Source organism: Rhodococcus quanlei, from assembly GCF_055231015.1.
This window is the reverse complement of record NZ_JBUYWD010000026.1, coordinates 15,418-36,768: the sequence shown is the minus strand read 5'-3', so window position 1 is coordinate 36,768 and position 21,351 is coordinate 15,418. Positions and strand designations below refer to the sequence as shown.

Below are 21,351 nucleotides of genomic sequence, written 5' to 3'. Positions count from 1 at the left end.
CTTCTTGCTGCCGTAGGTCCTCATCACTCGTGTCATGTTCTCGCGTCCGTGACAGCGGCTTCCGAGGCGGCTCGAGTTTCTACAGTCGACTGGTCACGAATCCTGCGGCTTGATCGGCCATTCCGTTGACCGAGTAGAGCGTGTGTTGCGCGTTGGGCAGGCCGGCACCTGCGCCGTTGCAGATGGTGTCACCGGGAACGCATAGCCAAGTGCTCTTGGCTGCGTAGGCCGGTCCGAGGACGATGGGCGGTGCTCCGATGCCACGCTGCCATCGATCCGAAGGCGTGCCGAAGAAGACAACCGCAGCGACATGGTCGGCTACCTCGGCCGGCATCGGCGCGGGCGCGCTCCACGCGTACCCCGGGTTCAGTGAGGGTGGGATTGCGGCCATGGTGGTGAAGCCCGCCACCGCGCCACCCTGCGAATATCCGCCCAGCACGATCCTGGTGCCGGGACAGCGTGCCGCCATGAACTCCACGTGCGATCGCGAGTCCCTGACCCCGTCCATGACTGTCCGAGCGAACGGCACCGGGTTGAGGAAGTCGTTGCTCGCCGGATAGTTCACTGCATACGATCCCACCGACTTGCCGGCCGCCCTCTCACGCAGGGCTTCGACGAACGCGGTTCCCGTGACGCCGAGACCGGGTGCTTCACCGGTACCGCGAGCGAACGCCACTTCGATGTCGGGGCACGGTGATGCGGATGCAGCCTGCGTCGGCAGGCAGAACTGCATCGCTGTTGCCACGACTGCGGCGGCGAAGAAACCAGAGATCGAACGCAGGTACAGTGCGCCACTGTCGATTTCGAATGCCACTCCACCAGCTGAGCGTTGATCGATCGGTTCTTCCTCATTGAGGCGACTCCTAAGGTTACGCAGAGGGTGTCTCCTGACATTCGGAGCCCAGGGCCGTCCGGACGGGTCGCGGCCAACGGCAGCTCGCTCGGGTTGATCTTGCGCGGAAGCGTGTCCCCCACCACGAAGCGGGTCAAGTTCGAACTGGTGGCAGTTCGTGAGTACGCGGTCACCCGACCGATCCCACCAGAGCGATCGGCAGTGGTGTCTGACCGGTTGCCGACTGACTGAAAGGTAGGGTTCATTTCCGAGGTATGGATGCCATGGTCTATTTGCGAACAAATTGCTCGGGTGGTCCGGACTTGATGGAAACCTGTTCGGGCAATCCTGACCAAGAGGATCGGCTCTGATGGATGAAGGAAAAGTGAAGTTTGCCTGGCCACTGAAGTCATGGTTGTCCTGGGTGTACGTCGTGGCATTGGTTGTGGCCACCGTCCTTATGGTTCGGGCCGAAGCTCAAACAGGGCAGAGTATGCCTGCGGATTACTGGGCGATCACACTGATATTCTCCGTGGTGGCCCTCGTTCTGGTCGCATTGCTGATCCGGTTCCTGGATCTCTACCGTGGCAACCTCTGGCAACTGATTGTCGCGGGGGTGCTCTGGGGCGGGCTTGCCGCCGCTGGCTTCGCCGGTGTCATCAATAACCGGATATCGGAGGCGATCCATGGTGCCGCGCAGCAGGAACTGAGTTTTCTCGATGCCGCAACTGCGCCACTCGTGGAGGAGACGTTCAAGACGCTCGGCATCCTCGTGCTCGTGTCTATTGGCCGCCGATGGATCGTCAGACCCCTTCAAGCGGGCGTTCTCGGCGCGTTTGTCGGGCTGGGTTTCCAGAGCACCGAGAACATCGTTTACCTGTTGACCGCTGGTTCGGGGAGCATGAGCGACGGCACGGGCGACAACTTCAGTGACCTGATACAGATGGTTGTCTCGAGGGGGATTTCGATCTTCTCCACACACTGGGTGCTGAGCGGCGTCATCGGCCTCGGTATCGGCTACGCGCTTGTGCGACGCGATCGATCGAACGGCAGGCGCGCGGGAATTCTGGTGCTTGCAGTTCTGGGATCAGGGTTTGCGCACTTCCTGATCGACGCACCCAAGCCGGAAGGCTTGAACACGACGCTATCTCTTGCCATGCTCGTCGTCATTCCCGTCGTGGCTTACTTTGCGGCCTACCGACCCGCGATTGCCTCCGAATGGAGAACGTTTGCGGAGGTGGCAACGCAGGAATCGGATGATGTGATCTCGCCCGACGATGTCGAAGCCATTCGCACGCGCCGCACGCGTCGACGCGCCCGTAAGGCAGGTGCGTCCCGTAGCCGGCAGGTCCGCGAGCTTCAAGCTGCTCAGCTGAGCCTGGTCAACGTGATTCTTCGCGGCGACGATGCCGATGGTCTTCGAAGCGAGGTGCGCAGCCTGCGCGAGTGTATGCAGCAATGTATGAATCGCCTGGCCGCAGCCCCAGAAATAGCGCCCTCGGGCACTGCTCGGTGGGTTCAGTAAAGCAAAGGTCTCGTCCTCATAAACCGTATAAGGAGCATTTACTGTGAATGACAGCAGTGGTCGGCCGAGCCTGATTCGACGTATTTTGGCTTTCCCCCTTGTCTGGGCCCCGATCGCGTTCGTGTTGCTCGTGCTGATCGTGATTATCGGCGGGATAGTGGGAGGGGAAGACTCTGTTGTGAGTAGCGTGGTGTCGCTGCTCGTTGCCGTTGTTGCGCTAGGCATCTATCTGTTCGTCATGCGCGTGCTCGTGCGACGCCGAACCCCGGAGCTCACCCGCCGTATCGGGCGCAATCTGCTGCTCGGACTTTCTGTCGGCACTGTGTTCCTGGTCGCAACGACCGGGCTCATCGTCCTGCTGGGTGGTTACACGCTGGAGTGGCAACCCATCGATCCGGCGACCACCATCACCACGATCATTCTGGGGACCATCGGCGGCGCAATTGTCGAGGAACTTGCATTCCGTGGCATCGCACTCCAGGCGATAGAGCGAATGGGCGGTCCTTGGGTCGCTCTGGTCCTCTCTGCGTCACTGTTCGGCGCAGCTCACTCCGCGAATCCCAATGCCACGCTGTGGAGCGCGGTCGCCATCGCCATCTCTGCCGGTGGCCTCCTGGGCGCAGGCTTCTTGTGGAGTCGCAGCATCTGGTTTGTGGTCGGCATCCACTTCGGGTGGAACGCGCTCGAGGCGCTCCTCGGAATTCCGGTCTCCGGCGAGCGCGAGCCTGGTCTGCTGTTCACCACAACGCACGGTTCCGACTGGTTGACTGGTGGCGAGTTCGGGATGGAGACATCCGCCGTCACAGTCACCGTGTCGCTCGTGTTCACCGTCATCCTGCTGGTGTTGGCGGCTCGTCGAGGAAATCTTAAGCGCTCCGCACGGATCGGCGAGAACGAAACCGTTTGACGGCTCTGATGGTGGCCTGGGGTGACCGACGGTGATCGTGTCGGTGATTGATTGACGGCTCGCCCCCTTGTGGACCAGGTGTTCTACGCATACAGCAACAACAAATGGTGCGAGCGTGTCCCACAATAGTTCAGCCCTGTTCGGACTGACGGGATCATCGTCGAATCCGTCCATATCGGGTCCGACGGCACCCGCAAGGTCGTGGTGGGGACGGCCGCGCAGTGGGTAGGCGTGTGCGCATCGTGCTCGGCAGTGTCCACACGGTCGAAAGGCTGGGTGACCACGACACCAAGCGCCATCAAGATCGGACGGAATCGCACGACAGTTCAATGGAGAAGCGGGAAATGGCGCTCGCCGTCCTCGACGACGACAGCTCAGTCGAGGCGGTCGCAGCAGTGTACGGCCGCGCCTGGAGCACCTGCCACCGGGCGGTGGTCGTCACCGCCGACCCGGTCCTCGACACTGAACCCGAGACCGTGGTCGTCCTCAGCAGTCATCACTTTGGGGCTGCGTCGCTCGGTGGGCGGGCCGAAGGTGTCGCAGACTATCGCTCCTGTAGTTCGACGACCGCCCTGGTGCGCGCAGGGCGGATACCGACAAACGGCGCCGAGTACTGTCGGGTAGGTTCCGATGATGCTGCCGACGTGGGAACAGGTCCGAGGCTCGAACTACGGCACGATGGGACGGACCGTTCGCGGAACCGTCCACCGGCCTGACGGGTCTTGGGAACTCGTGTGGCACGCACCTGACGAGACCTGGCGCTACGAGAACGAAGCCGGTGAGCCCACTTTCATCGCGAACATCACCGACAGATGGTCGCGCGACGAGGACGGCACGATGGTCCATGCCGTCAAGTCCCCGAACACCGGCTACGCAATCATCGGTACCAGCCCTCCGTCGATACTCCTACGCGCCTACGATGTGTTTCCTGCCAACACAATTCGTGGGTCTGTCGATCAGCGATTCGTCGGACCGAGCGCGCCCAGGGCGGTCCAGGTTCGGGGCCGTGACGGCTGGGAGGTGAGCGCCCTCGACCAGCTGACGAACGAAACGGTCACCTACGTGTTCGACGCGGAACTCGGCATCGCAGTGCGTTGGCAGCGAGGCGAAGACTGGATGGAGCTGGAAGATCCCAGCCTTGACGAATCGTTCGAGCCCACGTTGTTCAGGTGGACCGGCCCGTCACGTCCGGCCGAGGACGATATGGCGAAATTCCACCGCGAGCACGAGGAACGACAGCGCGCTCTGGTTGGGATTCCTCACGCGCTTCCGACATGGCTGCCGATGAAGACGAACGCGCAGCCGCAATCCGGGGATGCCCGCACCGGCGAACTGAGTCTGTCGATCAGCGGGCACGCGCCACATTTCACACTGCGCCGATGGGTGACCGAGATCGGCGAACCGACAGTCGAGTGGCCGAACGATTCGACACCGGAACGCTATCGCCAATCCATCGGTGACTGGACGTACGAAATCCGCAGCTACGAGAAGATGAACCAAGACGACTGTGCTCGGATCGTGGACTCGATCGTTCCAGTCGATCCACCTGACCGCGACGCCGCTGAGATAGCGGCCGAGCTCGCGGCGGAGGAGCACGATCGACGCGAAGCGGAGGTGCTCGCCACCCTCGGCACGGGACGAGCTCTTACCGACCATCTCGAGGGGGAGTCGCTTCTCATCCGTACGGACTTCAGCGACGACGCCGCCTGGCGGGACATCGCCGTCGCAGCCATGGCTCCGGTACCCCAGGGAGACGGCACCGACTTCGCGGCCTACCTGACCTGCATCGATAATCCGGAGTACGACGGGCTGACCGTCGACGGGCTTCTAGAGGCAATCGGTGAACCGTCTCCTTACTACGTGTTTCTCGTCGACGCCGAAACGGTGAAGAACCCCGAGATGCCCATCGTCACCGTCTACACCGGGCCCGACGAACCGGAACAGCCACGCGGAAGCACCTTCCGTGTCATTCCCTCGGAGATGTGGGGCGTGGAGAACAACCTGTCGATCGCGAACATGGACTTCGAATCTTTCGCGGACAGCGTCGACGAGGACGGGGTGTTTCGCGGTTTCCCGGAACCCGACCGTCCCGTCGAGGAAGTGACCACACGGGAGATCGCGCACTGGATCGCAGACGATCTGGATACCGACGCGCTCAGGGAGTTCCACACCCAGATCTCAGGATGGAAGTATCGCTATCCGGTGCGTCTGTTCGAGGTCGAACTGGCCGATGTTCACGCTCACACCCGCGACGCCGAACACGGCACGCACGGTGAACTTCTCGGCTACGACGAGTTTCTGGATGCGACCTCGAGTGGGGGCCCAGCACTGCGCGGCACCATTACGACGCACAACGGCTACTGGACACTCGTCATCGACCGCGGTTCCCATCGACCGATCGCGGCGTACCGCATCACGTTCGCACCCTACGTCCCACCAGCGCCACAGGAAGGACTGTCGCGATCGATGAGGTTCGAAGTGCCGTTCAAATGCACTGAACCGGTGGCTTCCGCACTGCTGACCGATGACGATGATCTGGTCGACCGAGACGTCGTACAGCGAGCAGTACTGGCCGAGGCTGCACGGCTCCACCCCGACGACGACATCGCGGGCGGCGAACCAGTTGCCCAGCGAATCCCCCGACTCCCGGGCTTTACGATCGGATGCCACGTTCAAATCGGCGGCCGGCCAGTGTTCTATGTTGCCATCGTGACCGACGTCGACGACGAGTTCATCGTCCGGGAAGTACCACCAGAGGGGCTGCGGGTAGTCGGCCCAGGCGAGGACTGAACGACTACCCGCAGACCAAGCTCCAGCCCGTCGAGGTTTGTGGCCCGGGCCGTGGTCAGGTCACTTGTTCTTGCGGATGATGCTGCGGCAGCGGCGTTCGAGTAGCACGGTGGCGATGCCGAAGAACCGGAAGGCCGGGTTGGTGGTCTGCTTGTGGTGGTACCGGTAGTAGATCTGCTGGCAGATCACGGCGAGCCGGAACAGGCCGAATACCTCGTAGAAGGCCCATTCGCGATCGGTCAGGCCGATACCGGTTCGGCGGCAGTAGTATTCGACGACTTCGCGGCGGCTGAGCATGCCGGGGACGTGGGTAGGCTGGCGGCGGAAGGCCTTGAACGCACGCCCGTCGTCGCCCTGGACCCAGTACGCCAGCGCCCCACCGAGGTCCATCAGCGGATCGCCGATCGTCGCCATCTCCCAGTCGAGCAGCCCGATGGGACGGGTGGGATCGGTGCGGTCCAGGACGATGTTGTCGAATCGGAAGTCGTTGTGGATCACCACGGACCCGCGGTCCGGCGGCTGGTTGTCAGCCAGCCAGGCCATCACTGATTCGAACGAGCCGACATTCCAGGTCTTGGCGCGACGGTAGCGGTCGGACCAGCCCTTCAGCTGCCGGTCGACGTAGCCGGGTCCTTTGGACATCCAGTTCAGTCCCGCGGCCCCCGGGTCGAGGGTGTGCAGGTCCACGAGCACGTCGAGGACGTTCGTGCACAGTGTCCGGACGTGCTCCGTCGTGAGATCCACCTCGGGTGGCAGCTCCTTGCGGGAGATCAGCCCGTCGAGGCGTTCCATGACATAGAAGGGTGTGCCGATGATCTGGTCGTCCTCGCACAGCGCGACGGTGGCCGGTGCGTAGTCGAAGACCGGGTTCAGGGCGGTCTGCACCCGGTACTCCCGCCCCATGTCGTGAGCGGCCCCAGCGTGCCGGCCGCTCGGCGGCCGCCGCAGAATGAGATCGCGTTCCGGATACTGCAACAGGTAGGTCAGATTCGATGCGCCGCCGGAGAATTGGCGCACATCGGGCGTACCGGACAGGATTTCGTCGCCGACGAAGTCCTGCAGCCACGCAGCCAAGGCGGCGACATCGAAGGCGTCCTCGGCGCGAAAATCGCGCGCATCGGAGCGCGTGGAGGCTTGGCTCATGTCAGTTTCCTCACGATAGAGAGGGGCAGCACCTTCATGACCACGGAGAGCGGTACCCACGGCCAGCGCGGCACGTGGGCCACGTCCGCGCGGGCCTCGATGGCCTTCACAATGGCCCGGACGCCCGGTTCGGTGTCGACCATGAACTTGGTGCGGTCGGCAGCTGCGGCGTTCATCTCGGAACGGATGTATCCGGGGCAGATGAGCGAGACATCCACGCCCGGTATGCGTTCGGACCGCAAGCCCTCGGCCAGTGCGGCGACACCCGCCTTGCTGGCCGCGTAGGTGGTCATGGAGCGTCGCATCCCGCGCAGCGCGGAGAACGACGAGATCAGCACCAGGTGACCGCGTCCCTGGTCCCGGAAGATCGCGAGCGCGTGCTCGCTCTGCGACAGTGCTCCGACGAAATTCGTCATGGCTGTGCGCCGGTTGGCGGCCTGCCCGCCGGTCCCCAGCGCTGCACCCGACCCGCTACCGGCGTTGACGATGACCCGATCCAGCGTGCCGAATTCGGTTTGAAACTGCCCAAAAACTCGCTCGACGGCGTCGTCGTCGGTGACATCGAGCTCGGCGATGGACACCCGAATGCCGGGATTGGCGGCGAGGAGTTCCTCGCGCAGCGTCGCCAGGCGGTCCAGGCGCCGCGCACAGAGGCCGAGGTCGTAACCGAGAGCGGCGAATTGGTGTGCCATCTCTTCGCCCAGCCCGGAGCTGGCTCCGGTGATGACGATCGTGCTCATCGAGTCTCCTTTTCGGCCTCGGAAAGTGCGCCCGCGGCGATGCGGCGACCCATACCCGCCATCTGGCGGTCGTAGAGCGGCTTCAGTAGCCGCTTGCTCCAATACGCCTTCCGCGCAGCACTATCCGGGAGGACGAGGAACTTCCGTGCGTCGACACCGGCCAACGCCGCGGCGGCGATGGTGTCAGCATCCAGGGGTGCACGGTCGATCAGCTTGCGGGCCACCGTGGTCATGAGTGGATCGCCGTCGTGCAGCGACGAGGACAGATTTGTGCGGAAGAACGAAGGGCAGATGACGGACACGGCCACGCCGTAGGGTGCGAGTTCGTAGCGCAGGCTCTCGCTCAGCGCGACGACCGCGGCTTTCGCCGCCGTATACGACGCCATTGCGGGCGGGTGCACCAGCCCGGCCAGGGACGCGGTGTTCACCAGGTGTCCACCCCCGGCCGCCTTGAACGTCGGCGCGAACGTCGCACAGCCGTTGGCGACGCCGAGGACGTTGATGTTCATGACCCGGACCCACTCTTCGTTCGGAATGTGGTCGATCCGGCCGCCGGCAGCGATCCCGGCATTGTTGATCAGGATGTCGAGGCCACCCATGGTGTCCAGCACCGTCTGGCGAGCTCGGTGCCAATCGGTTTCGGAGGTGACGTCGAGTTGTTGGTAGGTGGCGCCGACCGGGACGTCGCAGTGTTCAGCCAGGTCGGTGACCAGCACCTTGTCGCCACGGGCGGTGCAGAGGCGGACCAGTGCCGCACCCAGTCCCGAGGCGCCGCCGGTGATCAGTACGCGGGCCATGTTCATCCCTCCTTGGGGTATTTGGCGAGCTCGAGGCGCCCGACCAGATCCAGATGCACTTCGTCGGGGCCGTCGGCGAGCCGGATGGCCCGGGCCGTCGTCCACGCCGCGGACAGCGGAAAGTCATCGGAAAGCCCAGCGCCGCCGTGGATCTGCATGGCGAAGTCGACGACCTCTTGGGCCATGGCGGGGACGTGCGCCTTGATCTGACTGATTTCGCTGAGCGCGCCGAAGGCTCCGACGGTGTCCAACTTCCAGGCCGCGTTCAGCACCAACAGCCGTGCTGCGTCGATGGCGATGCGGGCCTTGGCGATTCGTTCACGGTTGCCGCCGAGGCGGGCGAGCGGGCGACCGAACGCGGTGCGCTGCGTGCCACGCCGGCACGCCGCCTCCAGTGCGGCCTCTGCCAGCCCGATCAGCCGCATACAGTGATGCACCCGGCCGGGGCCGAGACGACCCTGGGCGATCTCGAAGGCTCGACCCGGACCGAGCAGGATGTTCGTGGCAGGCACCCGCACGTCGGCGAACGACACCTCGCCGTGCCCGAACGGCTCGTCGAAGCGGCCCATCGCGGGCAGCATTCGCTCGATCTTGACCCCGGGAGTATCGGTCGGCGCCAGCACCATCGTGTGCCGCGCGCGCTTGTCTGCTTCGGGGTAGGTCAGGCCCATGAAGATGATGACTTTGCAGTCGGGATGGCCGATACCGGTGGTCCACCACTTGCGGCCGTTGATCACCACGTCGTCGCCGTCCAGTTCGGCGGTGGCTGCCATGTTCGTCGCGTCGGAGGACGCCACGTCCGGTTCGGTCATGCCGAATGCCGAGCGGATCGTTCCGTCGAGCAGTGGGTCGAGCCAGCGGTCGCGCTGGGCCTGATCCCCGTACTGCAGAAGCACTTCCATGTTTCCCGTGTCGGGAGCGTTGCAGTTGAACACGTACGGGGCCAGGAAGGAGCGGCCGGTCAGTTCGGCGATGGGTGCGTAGTCGGAATTGCTCAGGCCCGCACCGCCATCGGTGCCGAAACGGGCGGCGTACTCGCCGGCGTGGGCGGCGGGCAGAAACAGGTTCCACAGCCCTTCCTCGCGGGCCTGCGCCCGCAGTTCTGCCAGCAGGGGCAGCGGTGTCCAGGCGTCGCCTGTTGCGCGCAGCGCGTCGACGTCGCGGTGGTACTGCTCCTCGACAGGGACGATCTTCTCGTCGATGAAGCGGCGCACGCGGTCGGCCAGGTCGGCGGCGCGTGGGCTGGGAGCGAAGTCCATTTCTTCTACTTTCGGAAGTTGGAATCGGGGACGTGAGTGACCGCGATCGCGGATTCGTGCAGGCTGCCGAGAATCAAGGTGCCGTCGAGCTCGGCTACACCGGTAACCATGGAGTACGACGACCCGTCCGTCTGCAGGTCGTGCACGATCGATCCGTCCGGGGCGACGCCGAGCACCCAGACGGTGCGTTCGGGCGCAGGTTGCAAGCGGTCGGGCAACTTCCACAACAGCTTGCGGAGTACACCTGCGCGCGGCAGCAGCGCGTCGAGTATCGGGTTGCGCGGCGAGGCCAGGGTCACCCAGATCAATCCGTCGCTGCCCAGTGCAATGTTGTCCGGGAATCCAGGGAGGTTGTCCACAAGGGTTTCCCGCGTGCCCGCTCCGGGTCCGCGGAGCCGGTAGCGGTTGAGGCGGTAGCCCGCGGTTTCGGCGACGATCAGCGACTGCCGATCCGGTGTGAAGGCGACACCGTTGGCGAACTGCAGACCCTCGAGAAGGACGTCGACCGCGCCGTCGGGTGTGCGGCGCAGGAGTCGGCCGGTGCCGGAATGCTCCATGAGGTCGCCCTTCCAGTGCTCGAGCGGCCACCGATGCGAGGAGGCGGTGAAGTAGATCGTGCCGTCTTCTGGATCGGCGACCACATTGCTCGGAAATTTCAGGGGCTCTCCGTCGACGGCGTCCACCAGCACCTCGACGGCATCGCCGGTGCCGGGCCAGCGCAGTAGCCCGCGGTAGGCATCGCAGATGAGCAGTGAGCCGTCGGCTTCGGCGTGCAAGCCCAGGGGTCGGCCGCCCGTATTGACCACCGTCTCGACCGCGCCGTTGCGGAGGTCTACACGCAGGACGGATCCGTCGGCGATGCCGCAATAGACGAATCCGTCGGCGTCGATCACGACATCTTCCGGCCCGTCGCCCGGTAGTTCGATGCGGCGTACGGCGGGCAGCGCCGGTACGGAGGATTTCTGCCGCGCCCGGTCCGGGGCGACGGGTGGCGTCCAGCGAACTGGGCTCATCCGAGGGGTGGGTCGAACGGTGTCGGACACGGTACCTCCGGTTCGGGCGGAAATCGTGGGTATGAAGGAGCCCACTGGGAGCGGGCATATGCATTCTTCAACGGGCCCAGGTGTGGAAGGAATAGGCGATGGACCCGACTAGGATGTGCATATGCACAGACCGCGCGAGAGGGTGATCGCATGATGGACATCGCGGCACTCGGGCGCGGCATCCGGCTCGGGCCGCGCCGACAGCAGGTCGCGGCCCGGATCGCGGCGATGATCGCCGACGACGATCCCGAATTGACCGAGATCTCGGAGGATCTGACCCGCCTCTACCGGGAGCACATTCCAGGCTACGACCAGGTCGATCCCACCTCGGTCGAGCGGAACACCCGCGCGGTTCTGGCCATCGCGGTGCAGCAGTTGCGCAGCGAGTCGGTCGACGCCGACTTCAGTGAGCTGGCCACGCTCGCCCGCACCTGGTCGGACCAGCAGATTCCGCTCGATCTGGTCGCCCACAGCCTGCAACTGGGTGCCCGGCGGATCGTCGAGCTCATCCGGCAGCGTGCCACCGCCGAACACCTGCCCGCCGGCACCGTCGATGACATCCAAGACCTCACATGGGAGTGGGCGACCGCCGCCTCGGCCACCGTGCACATGGTGTCGCAGGAACGAACAATGGCCACCGCAGCACGACGAGCAGATTTCCTGCGCCGTCTCGTCCACGGCGGCCTCTCGCCCGAGGAAATACGCGAGGCCGCGCGAGCGCACCGGGTCGATCCCGATCACAACTACCGGATCGCCTGTGTCCCGTGGGAGGAACAACGCTCCGATTCGGATCTGCTGGCGGCCCTGCGGAATCGGGGGTCCACTGCGAAGCTCCCGGTCGTGGACACCGTGGTCGACCAGTATCTGGTCGCGCTGCTTCCGCGCACACCGGAAGGTCTGGCGCACCCCGGTCCCGTCGCGCTCGGCCCCGCAGTTCAACTCGGTGACGCCCCCAGCTCCTACCGGTACGCCCGCCATGCCCTTGCGATCGCCGTCGCGCACGGCCGCAGTGGTCTCGTCGATCTTGCCTCGCTCGGTCCCCTACCACTGCTCGGCGCCGCCGAGGACGCCGCCGGCCAACTGGCCGACAAGCATCTGGCTCCCCTCGACCGCCACGGCGCGGTGGGAGACGAGATCCGCACAACCGTCGAAACCTACCTCGACTGCGACCGCCGAATCGACGACACCGCCGAAACCCTATTTCTGCACCGGAATACGATCCGCAACCGGCTCACCCGCTTCTCCGAGCTGACCGGTCTGGACCTCGACCGCACCGACGACCTGATCGTCGCCTGGTGGCTGCTCAACCGCACACGCTCCCGCTAGCAGCCGTGTGTGGGGAGTTCCGTCTTTTGGTTCTGGCATCGCTCAGCTAGCCATTCCGCCCGCGGCAACAACGCCGCAGACGGGGTCACTCCTCCCGACAGATACGTCGACATCCGCGAGGGTGAGGTGCCCAGGCGCGTTGCGAATGCCCGGTCCGACAGACCCGATGCCTCCACGCACTCCCGCAGACGCCGGGCTACTTCAACCCGAGCGGCGTTCTGCTCACCGGTGCGGGCCTCGGTGAGCGCACGCGACAACGCCGCCCGGGCACCCCTGTCTTCGGCGATGCTCAGGGCCTCCCCCAGATCGGCTGCGACGGGGCCGTATGGCTCCTGCGCGACCGCTCGACGGATCTTCCGCCAATGCTGCAGTGATCCCCGATCGATCGCCGCCAAGATACCTTCGACACCCCACTGCTCGACCGGATCCTCCGGAGTCGCAGAGATATTGCGGAACGCAAGCGCGCACATCGCGTCTCCATTCTGATCAGTTCAGCATGACATCGGCGATGCGTTGACACTGCTGCACCACCGATGTCCAGTCCGTCCATCGCTGTGCCAGTCCCTTGTACTTGCCTAGCGAGGCCGTCGTTCTGCTGTCCTTCGGTCTTGGCTCAGCGAGTTGCCGAACCACTTGGCTGGCGACGTCATCTCCCCCGGTTCGACTGGCGGAGTAGTAGTCGTCGATGCTGGCCAAGACGCTGGCAGCCCACTCCACGCCAAATCTTTCGGACAGTGCCGCGACGCCAATATAGTCGCGGGTCTGGTTCCGCTTGACCAGCAAGTACGCCTTGATTCGGAGAGTCTCCTCCGCAGTGGGGGCAGTGACTTCCGCTCCGCCTGGCAGTTCCACGCGCCGCGTTTCCAGCGGCCGATTCCGGATGAGCTGGCGCACCCCCGCTTCGATGTCACCGAGGTTACCGAGCAGGACTTTCCCCTGCACCGCTCTGTTGAGCACCCACTCCGGATCTGATTCGAGTGCATCGAGAACTGCGTCGAACCGTTCCTCCAGATCGACCAGCACATGATCGTGGTCGTATGACTCTCGATGGCCGGCGTACAACACCGCGGCGGACCCGCCGACAAGCACCGCGTCCGGAACGAGCTCCTGCAAACGGGCCGCCGAACGCAGCACCGCGTCGAAGTCCCCTTTGCCCACCGTGCCTCCTCGGGGTTATCTGAACTGATAATTCAGCTTATCCTATTCGGGCAAGTTGTAACCTGGCGCGCGTCACTCGAGTCCGGGCAACTCGTCGCGACTTTCCTGAGAACTCCCGCGTTCAGCCCGGGACCTGTAGCGCGTCACCGCAAATCGGCTTCGTCGGGGTCACGCAGTACAGCCTGCTTGCCGCGGAGCACGGCCACGGGCAGGTCGTCCTCGGTCAGGCCGAGTCTGCCCAGGTACGTGTCGGCGGTGTCGTCGATATCGATATCGATGAGCACCGAGGACTGGCCGTGCTCGTCGGCCCAGTCCCTGAGCTGGCGTGTGCGCGGGCTGCTGGAACGTCCGATTATGCGTATATCAGCAAACTGTTCGACCCCGATCGCGTGACGAACGAGAAACGCCCGCTGTACGAGCTCGCGCAGGTCGGGGTCTGCGGCGAGCGCCTCGTGCAGCTGCTGCACGGTCAGGTGCAGGACTTCGCCGTCGTCGATGACGATGGCCGTTCGCTGGACGGTGGTCTGGTCGAACAGGTCGAATGCCCCCAGGAAACGCCAAGGCGGCAAGCGCGGGAACCGCAGCCCGACGTCGGTCGGCGAGTTCACCGAGCACCAACTCGTGTTTGACTTCCAACCCCACGATGAAGAAGAACGCCATCAGTGCGTCGTTGACCCAGTGCTGCAGGGTCAACGTCAGCTCGCTGCTCCCGAATCCGACACTCAACTCGGTATCCCAGAAGGTGTCGTAGGTGTCGCCGAACGGCGAGTTCACCCACACCAGCGCCAGGACCGTCGCACCCAACAACAGGGCGGCCGCGCCGACATCATCGCCCATCCGCGCGCGCAGCGCTCTCACACGCGTCCGGTAACTACTTTGCGCGCGTGCGTCGTTGGTCATCGGGTCATGATTTCCGTCGGTGTGGCACTGTCTCGTTCCGTTGGTGATGCGGCAGGCCTGCGTGCAGTCACGGGCGGATCACGATCTTGCCGACCGCTTCCCCGGAGCGGAGCCGGCCGGCAGCCTGCGCGAAGTCGGTGATGTTCACGGTCCGGTCGATCACCGGCCGGATCCGATCGTGGGCGACAGCGGGGATCACCTCGGGCAGAAGGCCCGCGATGATGCCGGCCATCTCCACGTCGCGGGTGAATCCGAAGGAGACGCCGTGGACCGTGAGGTGCCGGTAGGACAGCGCGTCGATGTCGATCGTGGAGACCGGGCCGGCGAGTCGACCTATGTTGACCACATGCCCATCCACAGCAGTGGCCGACAGGCACTGCGCGAAGGTCTGCCCGGCGACGTGATCGAGCACCACGTCCACACCCTTGCCGCCGGTCGCGGCCAACGTCGCCTCGGTCAGATCCTGCTCGTCGGTCACGATGACGGTGTCGACGCCCGCCGCGGTGAGCAGATCACGTTTGCCTGCCGTGCGGGTGGTGCCGATGATCTGGGACGCGCCGAGAGACTTGGCGATCTGGGCGCCGATCAGTCCGATCGCGCTCGATGCACCCGTGATCAAGACGCTCTGCCCGGAGACGAATCCGGCGGTGCTGAGAGCGCCGTGCTCGGTCAGCAGTCCGGTCGGAAGCGCACATGCTGTCTCGGGGGCGAGTCCGGTCGGGCGCGGCAGCACGAACCGGTGATCGGCGACCACGTACTCGGCGAAGGAGGATGGAATCGAGCCCATCACCGCGTCACCGATCTTCCAAGTCTCCACGCCGGCGCCGAGAGCGATGATTTCACCGGCGTACTCGAAGCCGGCGATGAATTCCTTGCCGTGCCCACCATGGGTGGGGTCGGCCTCGGCGAGCATGGGCAGGTCGGCATTGTTGGTCGCCGCCGCCCGGTTACGAATCAGAACCTGGCCCGGTCCCGGTTGCGGGACAGGCACCTCGGTGAGTACCCATTCGGGTCCGCGTCCGGATATCAACGCGCGCATCATGTCGGTCACAACGATCTTCTCCATTCGTTCCATGAGCCGTGGCGCGAGGCGGAACCCGCAGGCTCCGTCTCGGTCGACGGTCAGTTCCGGCGGGTGCGGGGTGCGGCGTACTGCTGATCGGTGACTTCTTCGAGCCACGTGGTCTCCGAGGTGGTCGTGCCGTCGCCCTCCCAGACGGCGAGATGTTCCATGAACCGGTCCTCGGTGGCGCCGTGCCAATGCTCCTCACCTGCAGGGCAGGTCACCGTCTCTCCCGGATGGGCTTCGAACACGACACCATCGCGAGTGCCGACCAGCGCGATACCGGTCACGACGTGCAGGGTCTGACCCAGCACATGGTGATGCCAGAACGTGCGCGCCCCGGGAGAAAAGCGCACCATATTCGCGCGCACCCGTGACGGCTCCTCACCTGCGAAGATGACGTCGTACCAGACGTCGCCGGTGAATTGGGCGTCCGTACCCTTGCCGGTGGGGACGGGATCGATGAACTCCATGTCTTTGCTCCTTACTGGGTGATTGCGGCCAGGTCCGTCTCGGTCCAGTCGGTCATCGGTCTCTCCTCTGCGCTGGTAGTCATTGCCCGGGTCATGGCCGCAGGGCAACCTTGAGGGCGTCGCGAGCGTCCATCAGCCGATAGGCCTCGGCTGTTTCGGCGAGCGGCAGTTGGACGTCGAACACCTTGCCGGGGTCGATCTGCCCGTCGAGTACCTGCGGAATCGCGTCCTCGAGATAGGCGCGGACGGGGGCGGGCCCACCCGTCAAGGTGACGTTCTTACCGAACAGCGAGCCGAATCCGATCGGCGCGTCCTCGTACTGCGGGACACCGACGCGGGAAATGACGCCGCCGGGGCGGACGATGCCGTAGGCCTGTTCGTAGGCGGGCATGTGGCCTACCGCTTCGAGGACGACGTGCGAGCCCTCGCCCTCGGTGAGTTCCATGACCTGGGAGATACCGTCGGCGCCCCGCTCGGCGACGACGTCGGTGGCGCCGAAGTCGCGTCCGAGGTCGGTGCGCTGCTTGTGTCGTCCCATGAGGATGATGCGTTCGGCACCCATCTGGCGGGCGGCGAGCACTGCGGACAGGCCCACCGCACCGTCACCTATCACGGTGACGGTCTTGCCGGGCTCGACGCGGCCCATGTGGGCGGCGTGATGGCCGGTGAGGTAGACGTCCGATAGCGTGAGCAGCGACGCAAGAAGCCTGTCGCCGGCGGTGGACGGGTCGACGCCGGGCACCACGACGAGGCTGCCGTCGGCTTGCGGGATGCGGGCGAGTTCGGCCTGCAATCCCCCGGTTTCCGGGGAGCCGTAGAAGCCGCCGTGGATGCAGGAAGTGTGGAATCCTTCGCGGCAGAACACGCAGGTGTTGTCGGCATACGCGAATGGGGCGATGACGAAGTCGCCCTTGCGCACCTTGGTGACAGCGCTTCCGGTGTCCTCGACGATGCCGATGAGTTCGTGGCCCATGGGGTTGGCCGCCCCGGCTGTCATGGAGTGATACGGGTGCAGGTCGGATCCGCAGACGCAGGCGAGGACGGTGCGCACGATGGCATCGGTGGGTTGCCGAATGTCGGGATCAGGTGCGCTTTCGATGCGAACGTCGCCGGCGCCGTACATGAATGTTGCTTTCATGGAAGGAGTTGCCTTTCAGGGGGGGTGAAGGTCGGGTTCGACGAGTCAGGCTTCGGGAATGTCGAGTCCGAAGTTGTCCAGGGTGATGTCGGCCGGCTCGGGGCCGCCGCGGAGGCCGGTATCGAGGCCGTCGATCGCGGCGAGTTCGTCGGCGGTGAGTTCGAAGTCCGTCACACGGAAGTTCTCGGTGATGCGGTGCGGTGTCACGGATTTGGGGATCGCCGAGCGGCCCTGCTGCAGGTGCCAGCGCAACATGATCTGTGCCGGTGTCTTGCCGTGGGCTCGGGCGATGGCGCCGATGGTGGGGTCGTCGAGTGTGCTGGTGTGCTCGGAGTCCCGATAGAAGGTGATGCCGCCGATCGGCGACCACGCCTGGGTGATGATGCCGCGGTCGCTGTCGGCGGCGAGGACGGCAGGTTGCCGGAAGTAGGGGTGCACCTCGACCTGGTTGACCGCCGGCACGACCGACGTGGCCTGCGACAGTTGCTCGAGATGTTCGGGCATGAAGTTGCTGACGCCGATTGCGCGGACCTTGCCGTCGGCCAGGAGTGTCTCGAGTGCGCGGTAGGCGTCGATTGTGAGGTCGAACCTGCTCGGCAGTGCCTGGTGCAGGATCAGCAGGTCGATGGTGTCGACGCCGAGCTTGCCGGCGCTCTTGTCGAACGCATGCAGTGTGGCGTCGTATCCGTAGTCGTTGATCCAGATCTTGGTCTCGAGGAACACGTCCGCACGGTCGAGACCGGACCGGCGAAGGGCCTCACCGACCTCGCGTTCGTTGCCGTAGGCGGCGGCGGTGTCGATGTGACGGTAGCCGACGCGAAGGGCTTCGGCGGCGGCGTCGATGGTCTCGTCGGGAGGGGTTTGGAAGACGCCGTAGCCCAGTGCGGGCATCGTGACGCCGTTGTTGAGGGTGACGGTGGGGATTGCGGTGGGATCGGTGTTCGTCGTCATGGCTTTCACGCTACGAACGATCGGCCGGATGAGGCAGGCACTGTTGGTACCCCGCTGCCGAGACCCGGTCAGTGTCGATCGGCCGGCGGCTCGCCGGTAGCACCAGCCCTGCGGCGGAGATCAGAGCCGCGGTCAGCAGGACCGCGCCTGCGGTCATTGCGGCAGGGTAAGTCGAGGACACGGCCAGTACCAGGCTCATGCCCAGTGCGCCGCCGAGTTGATGCACAGAGTTGACGGTTCCCGACGCGGCACCGGCCTGGGCGGGTGCCACTCGCACGATGCCCGAAGAGGTCATCGGCCCGAACGCCAGGCCCTGCCCTGCCCCGATCAAGACCATGGGCGCGGCGATCCCGGTGGCATACGCGGTGGTGTCATGGACCAGACCCAGCCAGGCCATGCCCGCCGCGGCGAGCATGAGACCTGCCACCAGCAGTGCTGGACCGCTGAACTTGCGTTGGAATCGGGGCACGGCCAGGGCGACCGCGAAGTTGACCACCGTCATCGGGAAGAAAGCGCATCCGGCCGCCAAGGCGGAGAAGTCGCGCGCATCCTGTAGATGTTGGCTGGTGAAGAGGAAGAAGCCCATCATCGCGCCGATGAACAGTCCTCGGGACAGGTAGGCGCCCACTCGTTCCCGGTCGGCGAACAGGCTCAGCGGCAGCACTGGTTCGATGGCCGAGCGCTCGACGGCTAACAGTGCACCGAGCGCCACGACGCCGAGGCTCAGCGTTCCCAGGGTTTCCGGCGACGCCCAGCCGGATTCTCCGGCGGTGACGAAGCCGTAGACGAGCAGTGCGGGTCCCAACGTCGCCAGCAGCGCGCCGGGAATGTCGAACCGGCCGGGGGTTCGGTTGGTCTCGGGGAGCAGCCTCAATCCGGCGACGAGCATGACAACGCCGATCGGCAAGTTGATCATGAACCCGGCGCGCCACGAGACAAGGTCGGCAAGCAGTCCGCCGGCCACGAGGCCGACGCTCGCTCCGACCCCCGCGACCGCGCCGTAGGCGGAGGTGGCGCGGACGCGCGACGGGCCCTCGCTGAACGTTGCCGTCAGCAGTGCAAGGGTCGACGGCGCCAGCACCGCTGCTCCGGCACCCTGCACAGCTCGGGCAGCGATGAGCCAGCCGCCCGTCGGCGCGGCACCCACCACCACCGACGCCAGGGTGAACAGCACCAGGCCGAGAACGAAGGTGCGCCGTCGGCCGAGGATGTCACCGGCGCGCGCCCCGAGCAGCAGCAAACCGCCGAACGTGAGCAGATAGGCGTTCTGCACCCATGTGACCGAATCCGCGGAGAGACCGAGTTCGTCCTCGATGTGTGGCAGGCCGGTGATGACGATCGAGTTGTCGAGAATCACCATGAAATAGCCGGCCAGGATGATAGCGAGGATCGCAGTTGGGCGAGCCCTCCGAGTACTCGCTTGTGCGGTGATGTGGCGTATTGGCACGGAAACCGGCGGCGCGACGATGGATGTCCTGGTCATGAACGCCAGCACACTCCACGACCACCGGACGCAGGAGTCTCTGATGTACCGGGTATTGCCAGTACCTCCCGCTGGCAGGTATGCCGTCGTACGGTCGAAATCATGGACTTGAAGGCAGAGACACGCGAATTCCTCGCCACTCGCCGGGCGCGGATCACCCCGGACAAAGCCGGGTTGCCCGCGTACGGCGGCAACCGGCGAGTGCCCGGTCTGCGGCGCGAGGAGGTGGCGATGCTCGCCGGTGTCAGCGTCGACTACTACACCCGCCTCGAACGGGGAAACCTCGGCGGTGTCTCCGAAGAAGTCCTCGAGGCACTCGCGGAAGCCTTGCAACTCGACGAAGCCGAACACGGCCACCTCTTCGACCTCGCCCGAGCAGCCAACGCTTCGGGTGCGGCACGGGCACGTGCCCGCCGCACCCCGGCGCCCACGCTCCGGCCCGCGGTGCAGCGAATTCTCGATGCCCTCGAGGGCGCCCCCGCGTTCGTCCGTAACGGCCGACTCGACGTGCTCGGCGCGAACCAATTGGGACGCGCGCTGTACGCACCGATGTTCGACTCACTCGAACGCGTCGCGAACAAACCCGTCAATACCGCACGATTCCAATTTCTCGACCCCGCTGCAGCACAAGAATTCTGGGGCGCCAAAGCGGCCCGAATGTCGCACGACGCGGTCGCGATCCTGCGGGCGGAAGCAGGAAAGAACCCCTATGACAAAGACCTCACCGCCCTGGTCGGAGAGCTGTCCACGCGCAGCGAGGACTTTCGTCGCCTCTGGGCTTCCCACGATGTGCGCTACCACCGGACAGGCACCAAGATCTTCCACCACCCGGTCGTCGGCACCCTCGAACTCGACTACGAGGCGCTCCTGCTGCCGGCCGACCCCGGGCTGCAGCTCAACGTCTACACCGCCGTGCCCAGTTCACCGTCCCATGACGGACTACAGCTCCTCGCCTCCTGGGCGGCAACCCGAGAACACGAGGCCGCCACCGAGCTGAACCCCACGAGCAATTTCACCCAGCCCGGAGAATGGAGATAGACGGCGACAGTGGTTGGTCTCCAGGGCACGGCAGTCGGCGCGCTGCGGTTACACGGAATGTCCACCGCCCCAGTGGGACTCACCCTTCTGTTCGTGCCGTGGTCAGTGGAAGGAAGATGGTATCGACGATCTCCGAGATGGCGGCGTCCGTGGCGGCCTGCCTGTGCATGAGAATCTCTTGCCGGAGCAGATCGAACGGCAGTGATCTGATCCTGTTGGTGACCCGAGTCTGGTCGACCTCGCCCCGCGCGGCAGCGCGATCGAAGATGATGTCCAGTGCCCCGGGTTGTTCGGTGGCGAGCAGTTTGCGTAGGTCGCTCGGGCTCGTGCCGGTGGCTTCGTAATATTCGGCGACCTGCACGCTCAGTGCGGTCATAAGGCCGACGCTGGTCCGGTTGATCTCGCGCATCAGCGCCAGGATGTCGCCGCGGAGCGATCCGGTGTCCGGCACGGGTGGACGATTCCGTTCGAGGATGTGTCGCATGGCGGCGCGGATCAGGTCGGCCTTGTCGGGCCACCGCCGATAGATCACCGGGCGACTGGTGCGTGCGCGTGCGGCGACGGCTTCCATCGTCAGATTCGCGTACCCGGTCTCGGACAGTTCGGCCCAGGTCGCGTCGAGTAGGGCTTCTTCCAGTGCCGCGCCCCGTCTGCGTTCCGTCATATCGACTCCTCGAGAAACAGTTGCGCATCTTCGTTGGGAAGGCTAACGTTCTGCATCGTAAGATGCGACTCTGTATCTTAAAGTCTTCCGGTCGAAGTGCCAACTGCCTTGCCCTGCCGGC

At 65.1% G+C, this 21,351-nt stretch carries 21 protein-coding genes and 1 pseudogene; 6 read left to right on the top strand and 16 right to left on the bottom strand.

The window, feature by feature from the left end; genetic code table 11:
• Nucleotides 1-79 precede the first annotated feature (79 nt).
• Nucleotides 80-733 carry a cutinase family protein gene (locus ACZI8Q_RS18575; RefSeq protein ID WP_463375081.1) on the bottom strand — a complete coding sequence of 218 codons (654 nt, stop codon included), beginning with the start codon at nucleotides 731-733 and terminating at the stop codon, nucleotides 80-82.
• Nucleotides 734-1,202: 469 nt separating this feature from the next.
• On the opposite strand from ACZI8Q_RS18575, the gene ACZI8Q_RS18570 reads away from it, so the two are divergent.
• The 4 genes from ACZI8Q_RS18570 (at nucleotide 1,203) to ACZI8Q_RS18555 (ending at nucleotide 6,054) form a co-directional block, all read left to right on the top strand.
• The gene (locus ACZI8Q_RS18570) at nucleotides 1,203-2,357 is read left to right on the top strand and encodes a PrsW family intramembrane metalloprotease (protein WP_463375046.1); all 1,155 of its coding nucleotides are present in this window, start codon (nucleotides 1,203-1,205) and stop codon (nucleotides 2,355-2,357) included.
• 43 nt (nucleotides 2,358-2,400) lie between these two features.
• Complete coding sequence (locus ACZI8Q_RS18565; protein WP_463375045.1) at nucleotides 2,401-3,264, top strand: lysostaphin resistance A-like protein; 864 nt, start codon at nucleotides 2,401-2,403, stop codon at nucleotides 3,262-3,264.
• A gap of 329 nt (nucleotides 3,265-3,593) precedes the next feature.
• Nucleotides 3,594-3,980 carry a hypothetical protein gene (locus ACZI8Q_RS18560; protein WP_463375044.1) on the top strand — a complete coding sequence of 129 codons (387 nt, stop codon included), beginning with the start codon at nucleotides 3,594-3,596 and terminating at the stop codon, nucleotides 3,978-3,980.
• Complete coding sequence (locus ACZI8Q_RS18555; RefSeq protein ID WP_463375043.1) at nucleotides 3,943-6,054, top strand: DUF6924 domain-containing protein; 2,112 nt, start codon at nucleotides 3,943-3,945, stop codon at nucleotides 6,052-6,054. The genes ACZI8Q_RS18560 and ACZI8Q_RS18555 overlap by 38 nt, the downstream gene beginning before the upstream one ends.
• Before the next feature lie 60 nt (nucleotides 6,055-6,114).
• On the opposite strand, the gene ACZI8Q_RS18550 is transcribed toward ACZI8Q_RS18555, so the two are convergent.
• Genes ACZI8Q_RS18550 through ACZI8Q_RS18530 form a run of 5 tightly spaced genes read right to left on the bottom strand, consistent with a single transcriptional unit; the run spans nucleotide 6,115 to nucleotide 11,036 of the window.
• A complete protein-coding gene (locus ACZI8Q_RS18550) occupies nucleotides 6,115-7,197 on the bottom strand; it encodes a phosphotransferase family protein (protein ID WP_463375042.1) in 1,083 nt (360 codons plus the stop codon).
• A complete protein-coding gene (locus tag ACZI8Q_RS18545) occupies nucleotides 7,194-7,937 on the bottom strand; it encodes an SDR family oxidoreductase (protein ID WP_463375041.1) in 744 nt (247 codons plus the stop codon). The genes ACZI8Q_RS18550 and ACZI8Q_RS18545 overlap by 4 nt, the downstream gene beginning before the upstream one ends.
• Entirely contained in the window at nucleotides 7,934-8,734 is an 801-nt protein-coding gene (locus ACZI8Q_RS18540) for an SDR family NAD(P)-dependent oxidoreductase (RefSeq protein ID WP_463375040.1), read from the bottom strand. The genes ACZI8Q_RS18545 and ACZI8Q_RS18540 overlap by 4 nt, the downstream gene beginning before the upstream one ends.
• Nucleotides 8,735-8,736: 2 nt before the next feature.
• The gene (locus ACZI8Q_RS18535; protein WP_463375039.1) at nucleotides 8,737-9,993 is read right to left on the bottom strand and encodes an acyl-CoA dehydrogenase family protein; all 1,257 of its coding nucleotides are present in this window, start codon (nucleotides 9,991-9,993) and stop codon (nucleotides 8,737-8,739) included.
• A 5-nt stretch (nucleotides 9,994-9,998) separates the two neighbouring features.
• The gene (locus tag ACZI8Q_RS18530; RefSeq protein ID WP_463375038.1) at nucleotides 9,999-11,036 is read right to left on the bottom strand and encodes an SMP-30/gluconolactonase/LRE family protein; all 1,038 of its coding nucleotides are present in this window, start codon (nucleotides 11,034-11,036) and stop codon (nucleotides 9,999-10,001) included.
• A 150-nt stretch (nucleotides 11,037-11,186) separates the two neighbouring features.
• Here ACZI8Q_RS18530 and ACZI8Q_RS18525 point away from each other — a divergent pair, with 150 nt between their 5' ends.
• Nucleotides 11,187-12,362, top strand: coding sequence for a PucR family transcriptional regulator (locus ACZI8Q_RS18525; RefSeq protein ID WP_463375037.1), 1,176 nt, complete (start codon nucleotides 11,187-11,189; stop codon nucleotides 12,360-12,362).
• Here ACZI8Q_RS18525 and ACZI8Q_RS18520 read toward each other — a convergent pair.
• The 9 genes and pseudogenes from ACZI8Q_RS18520 to ACZI8Q_RS18480 form a co-directional block, all read right to left on the bottom strand.
• Nucleotides 12,359-12,832 carry a helix-turn-helix domain-containing protein gene (locus ACZI8Q_RS18520; RefSeq protein WP_463375036.1) on the bottom strand — a complete coding sequence of 158 codons (474 nt, stop codon included), beginning with the start codon at nucleotides 12,830-12,832 and terminating at the stop codon, nucleotides 12,359-12,361. The two genes, ACZI8Q_RS18525 and ACZI8Q_RS18520, sit on opposite strands and share 4 nt — an antisense overlap.
• A gap of 16 nt (nucleotides 12,833-12,848) precedes the next feature.
• Entirely contained in the window at nucleotides 12,849-13,520 is a 672-nt protein-coding gene (locus ACZI8Q_RS18515) for a hypothetical protein (protein WP_463375035.1), read from the bottom strand.
• 143 nt (nucleotides 13,521-13,663) lie between these two features.
• Nucleotides 13,664-14,128: a hypothetical protein gene (locus tag ACZI8Q_RS18510; protein WP_463375086.1), complete on the bottom strand. Its 465-nt coding sequence runs from the start codon at nucleotides 14,126-14,128 to the stop codon at nucleotides 13,664-13,666.
• Nucleotides 14,076-14,420, bottom strand: a pseudogene (locus ACZI8Q_RS18505) (Na+/H+ antiporter NhaA); the annotation flags it as partial. The pseudogene ACZI8Q_RS18505 and the gene ACZI8Q_RS18510, both read right to left, overlap by 53 nt.
• Nucleotides 14,421-14,487: 67 nt before the next feature.
• Nucleotides 14,488-15,486 carry a quinone oxidoreductase family protein gene (locus tag ACZI8Q_RS18500; RefSeq protein WP_463375034.1) on the bottom strand — a complete coding sequence of 333 codons (999 nt, stop codon included), beginning with the start codon at nucleotides 15,484-15,486 and terminating at the stop codon, nucleotides 14,488-14,490.
• 56 nt (nucleotides 15,487-15,542) lie between these two features.
• Complete coding sequence (locus ACZI8Q_RS18495; RefSeq protein ID WP_463375033.1) at nucleotides 15,543-15,956, bottom strand: (R)-mandelonitrile lyase; 414 nt, start codon at nucleotides 15,954-15,956, stop codon at nucleotides 15,543-15,545.
• Nucleotides 15,957-16,047: 91 nt separating this feature from the next.
• The gene (locus ACZI8Q_RS18490; protein ID WP_463375032.1) at nucleotides 16,048-17,094 is read right to left on the bottom strand and encodes a zinc-binding dehydrogenase; all 1,047 of its coding nucleotides are present in this window, start codon (nucleotides 17,092-17,094) and stop codon (nucleotides 16,048-16,050) included.
• A gap of 45 nt (nucleotides 17,095-17,139) precedes the next feature.
• Complete coding sequence (locus ACZI8Q_RS18485; protein WP_463375031.1) at nucleotides 17,140-18,045, bottom strand: aldo/keto reductase; 906 nt, start codon at nucleotides 18,043-18,045, stop codon at nucleotides 17,140-17,142.
• A 10-nt stretch (nucleotides 18,046-18,055) separates the two neighbouring features.
• Nucleotides 18,056-19,528, bottom strand: coding sequence for an MFS transporter (locus ACZI8Q_RS18480; protein ID WP_463375030.1), 1,473 nt, complete (start codon nucleotides 19,526-19,528; stop codon nucleotides 18,056-18,058).
• Nucleotides 19,529-19,630: 102 nt separating this feature from the next.
• Here ACZI8Q_RS18480 and ACZI8Q_RS18475 point away from each other — a divergent pair, with 102 nt between their 5' ends.
• Nucleotides 19,631-20,566 carry a helix-turn-helix transcriptional regulator gene (locus tag ACZI8Q_RS18475; RefSeq protein ID WP_463375029.1) on the top strand — a complete coding sequence of 312 codons (936 nt, stop codon included), beginning with the start codon at nucleotides 19,631-19,633 and terminating at the stop codon, nucleotides 20,564-20,566.
• Between the two features lie 79 nt (nucleotides 20,567-20,645).
• On the opposite strand, the gene ACZI8Q_RS18470 is transcribed toward ACZI8Q_RS18475, so the two are convergent.
• Nucleotides 20,646-21,230: a TetR/AcrR family transcriptional regulator gene (locus ACZI8Q_RS18470; protein ID WP_463375028.1), complete on the bottom strand. Its 585-nt coding sequence runs from the start codon at nucleotides 21,228-21,230 to the stop codon at nucleotides 20,646-20,648.
• Between the last annotated feature and the right edge of the window lie 121 nt (nucleotides 21,231-21,351).

Coding starts and splice junctions, on each gene's coding strand:
- ACZI8Q_RS18475 (WP_463375029.1), top strand. CDS start 19,631: ATGGACTTGAAGGCAGAGACACGCGAATTCCTCGCCACTCGCCGGGCG.
- ACZI8Q_RS18525 (WP_463375037.1), top strand. CDS start 11,187: ATGATGGACATCGCGGCACTCGGGCGCGGCATCCGGCTCGGGCCGCGC.
- ACZI8Q_RS18555 (WP_463375043.1), top strand. CDS start 3,943: ATGGGACGGACCGTTCGCGGAACCGTCCACCGGCCTGACGGGTCTTGG.
- ACZI8Q_RS18490 (WP_463375032.1), bottom strand. CDS start 17,094: ATGAAAGCAACATTCATGTACGGCGCCGGCGACGTTCGCATCGAAAGC.
- ACZI8Q_RS18570 (WP_463375046.1), top strand. CDS start 1,203: ATGGATGAAGGAAAAGTGAAGTTTGCCTGGCCACTGAAGTCATGGTTG.
- ACZI8Q_RS18560 (WP_463375044.1), top strand. CDS start 3,594: ATGGAGAAGCGGGAAATGGCGCTCGCCGTCCTCGACGACGACAGCTCA.
- ACZI8Q_RS18540 (WP_463375040.1), bottom strand. CDS start 8,734: ATGGCCCGCGTACTGATCACCGGCGGCGCCTCGGGACTGGGTGCGGCA.
- ACZI8Q_RS18500 (WP_463375034.1), bottom strand. CDS start 15,486: ATGGAGAAGATCGTTGTGACCGACATGATGCGCGCGTTGATATCCGGA.
- ACZI8Q_RS18480 (WP_463375030.1), bottom strand. CDS start 19,528: ATGACCAGGACATCCATCGTCGCGCCGCCGGTTTCCGTGCCAATACGC.
- ACZI8Q_RS18550 (WP_463375042.1), bottom strand. CDS start 7,197: ATGAGCCAAGCCTCCACGCGCTCCGATGCGCGCGATTTTCGCGCCGAG.
- ACZI8Q_RS18485 (WP_463375031.1), bottom strand. CDS start 18,045: ATGACGACGAACACCGATCCCACCGCAATCCCCACCGTCACCCTCAAC.
- ACZI8Q_RS18575 (WP_463375081.1), bottom strand. CDS start 733: ATGCAGTTCTGCCTGCCGACGCAGGCTGCATCCGCATCACCGTGCCCC.
- ACZI8Q_RS18545 (WP_463375041.1), bottom strand. CDS start 7,937: ATGAGCACGATCGTCATCACCGGAGCCAGCTCCGGGCTGGGCGAAGAG.
- ACZI8Q_RS18470 (WP_463375028.1), bottom strand. CDS start 21,230: ATGACGGAACGCAGACGGGGCGCGGCACTGGAAGAAGCCCTACTCGAC.
- ACZI8Q_RS18535 (WP_463375039.1), bottom strand. CDS start 9,993: ATGGACTTCGCTCCCAGCCCACGCGCCGCCGACCTGGCCGACCGCGTG.
- ACZI8Q_RS18520 (WP_463375036.1), bottom strand. CDS start 12,832: ATGTGCGCGCTTGCGTTCCGCAATATCTCTGCGACTCCGGAGGATCCG.
- ACZI8Q_RS18495 (WP_463375033.1), bottom strand. CDS start 15,956: ATGGAGTTCATCGATCCCGTCCCCACCGGCAAGGGTACGGACGCCCAA.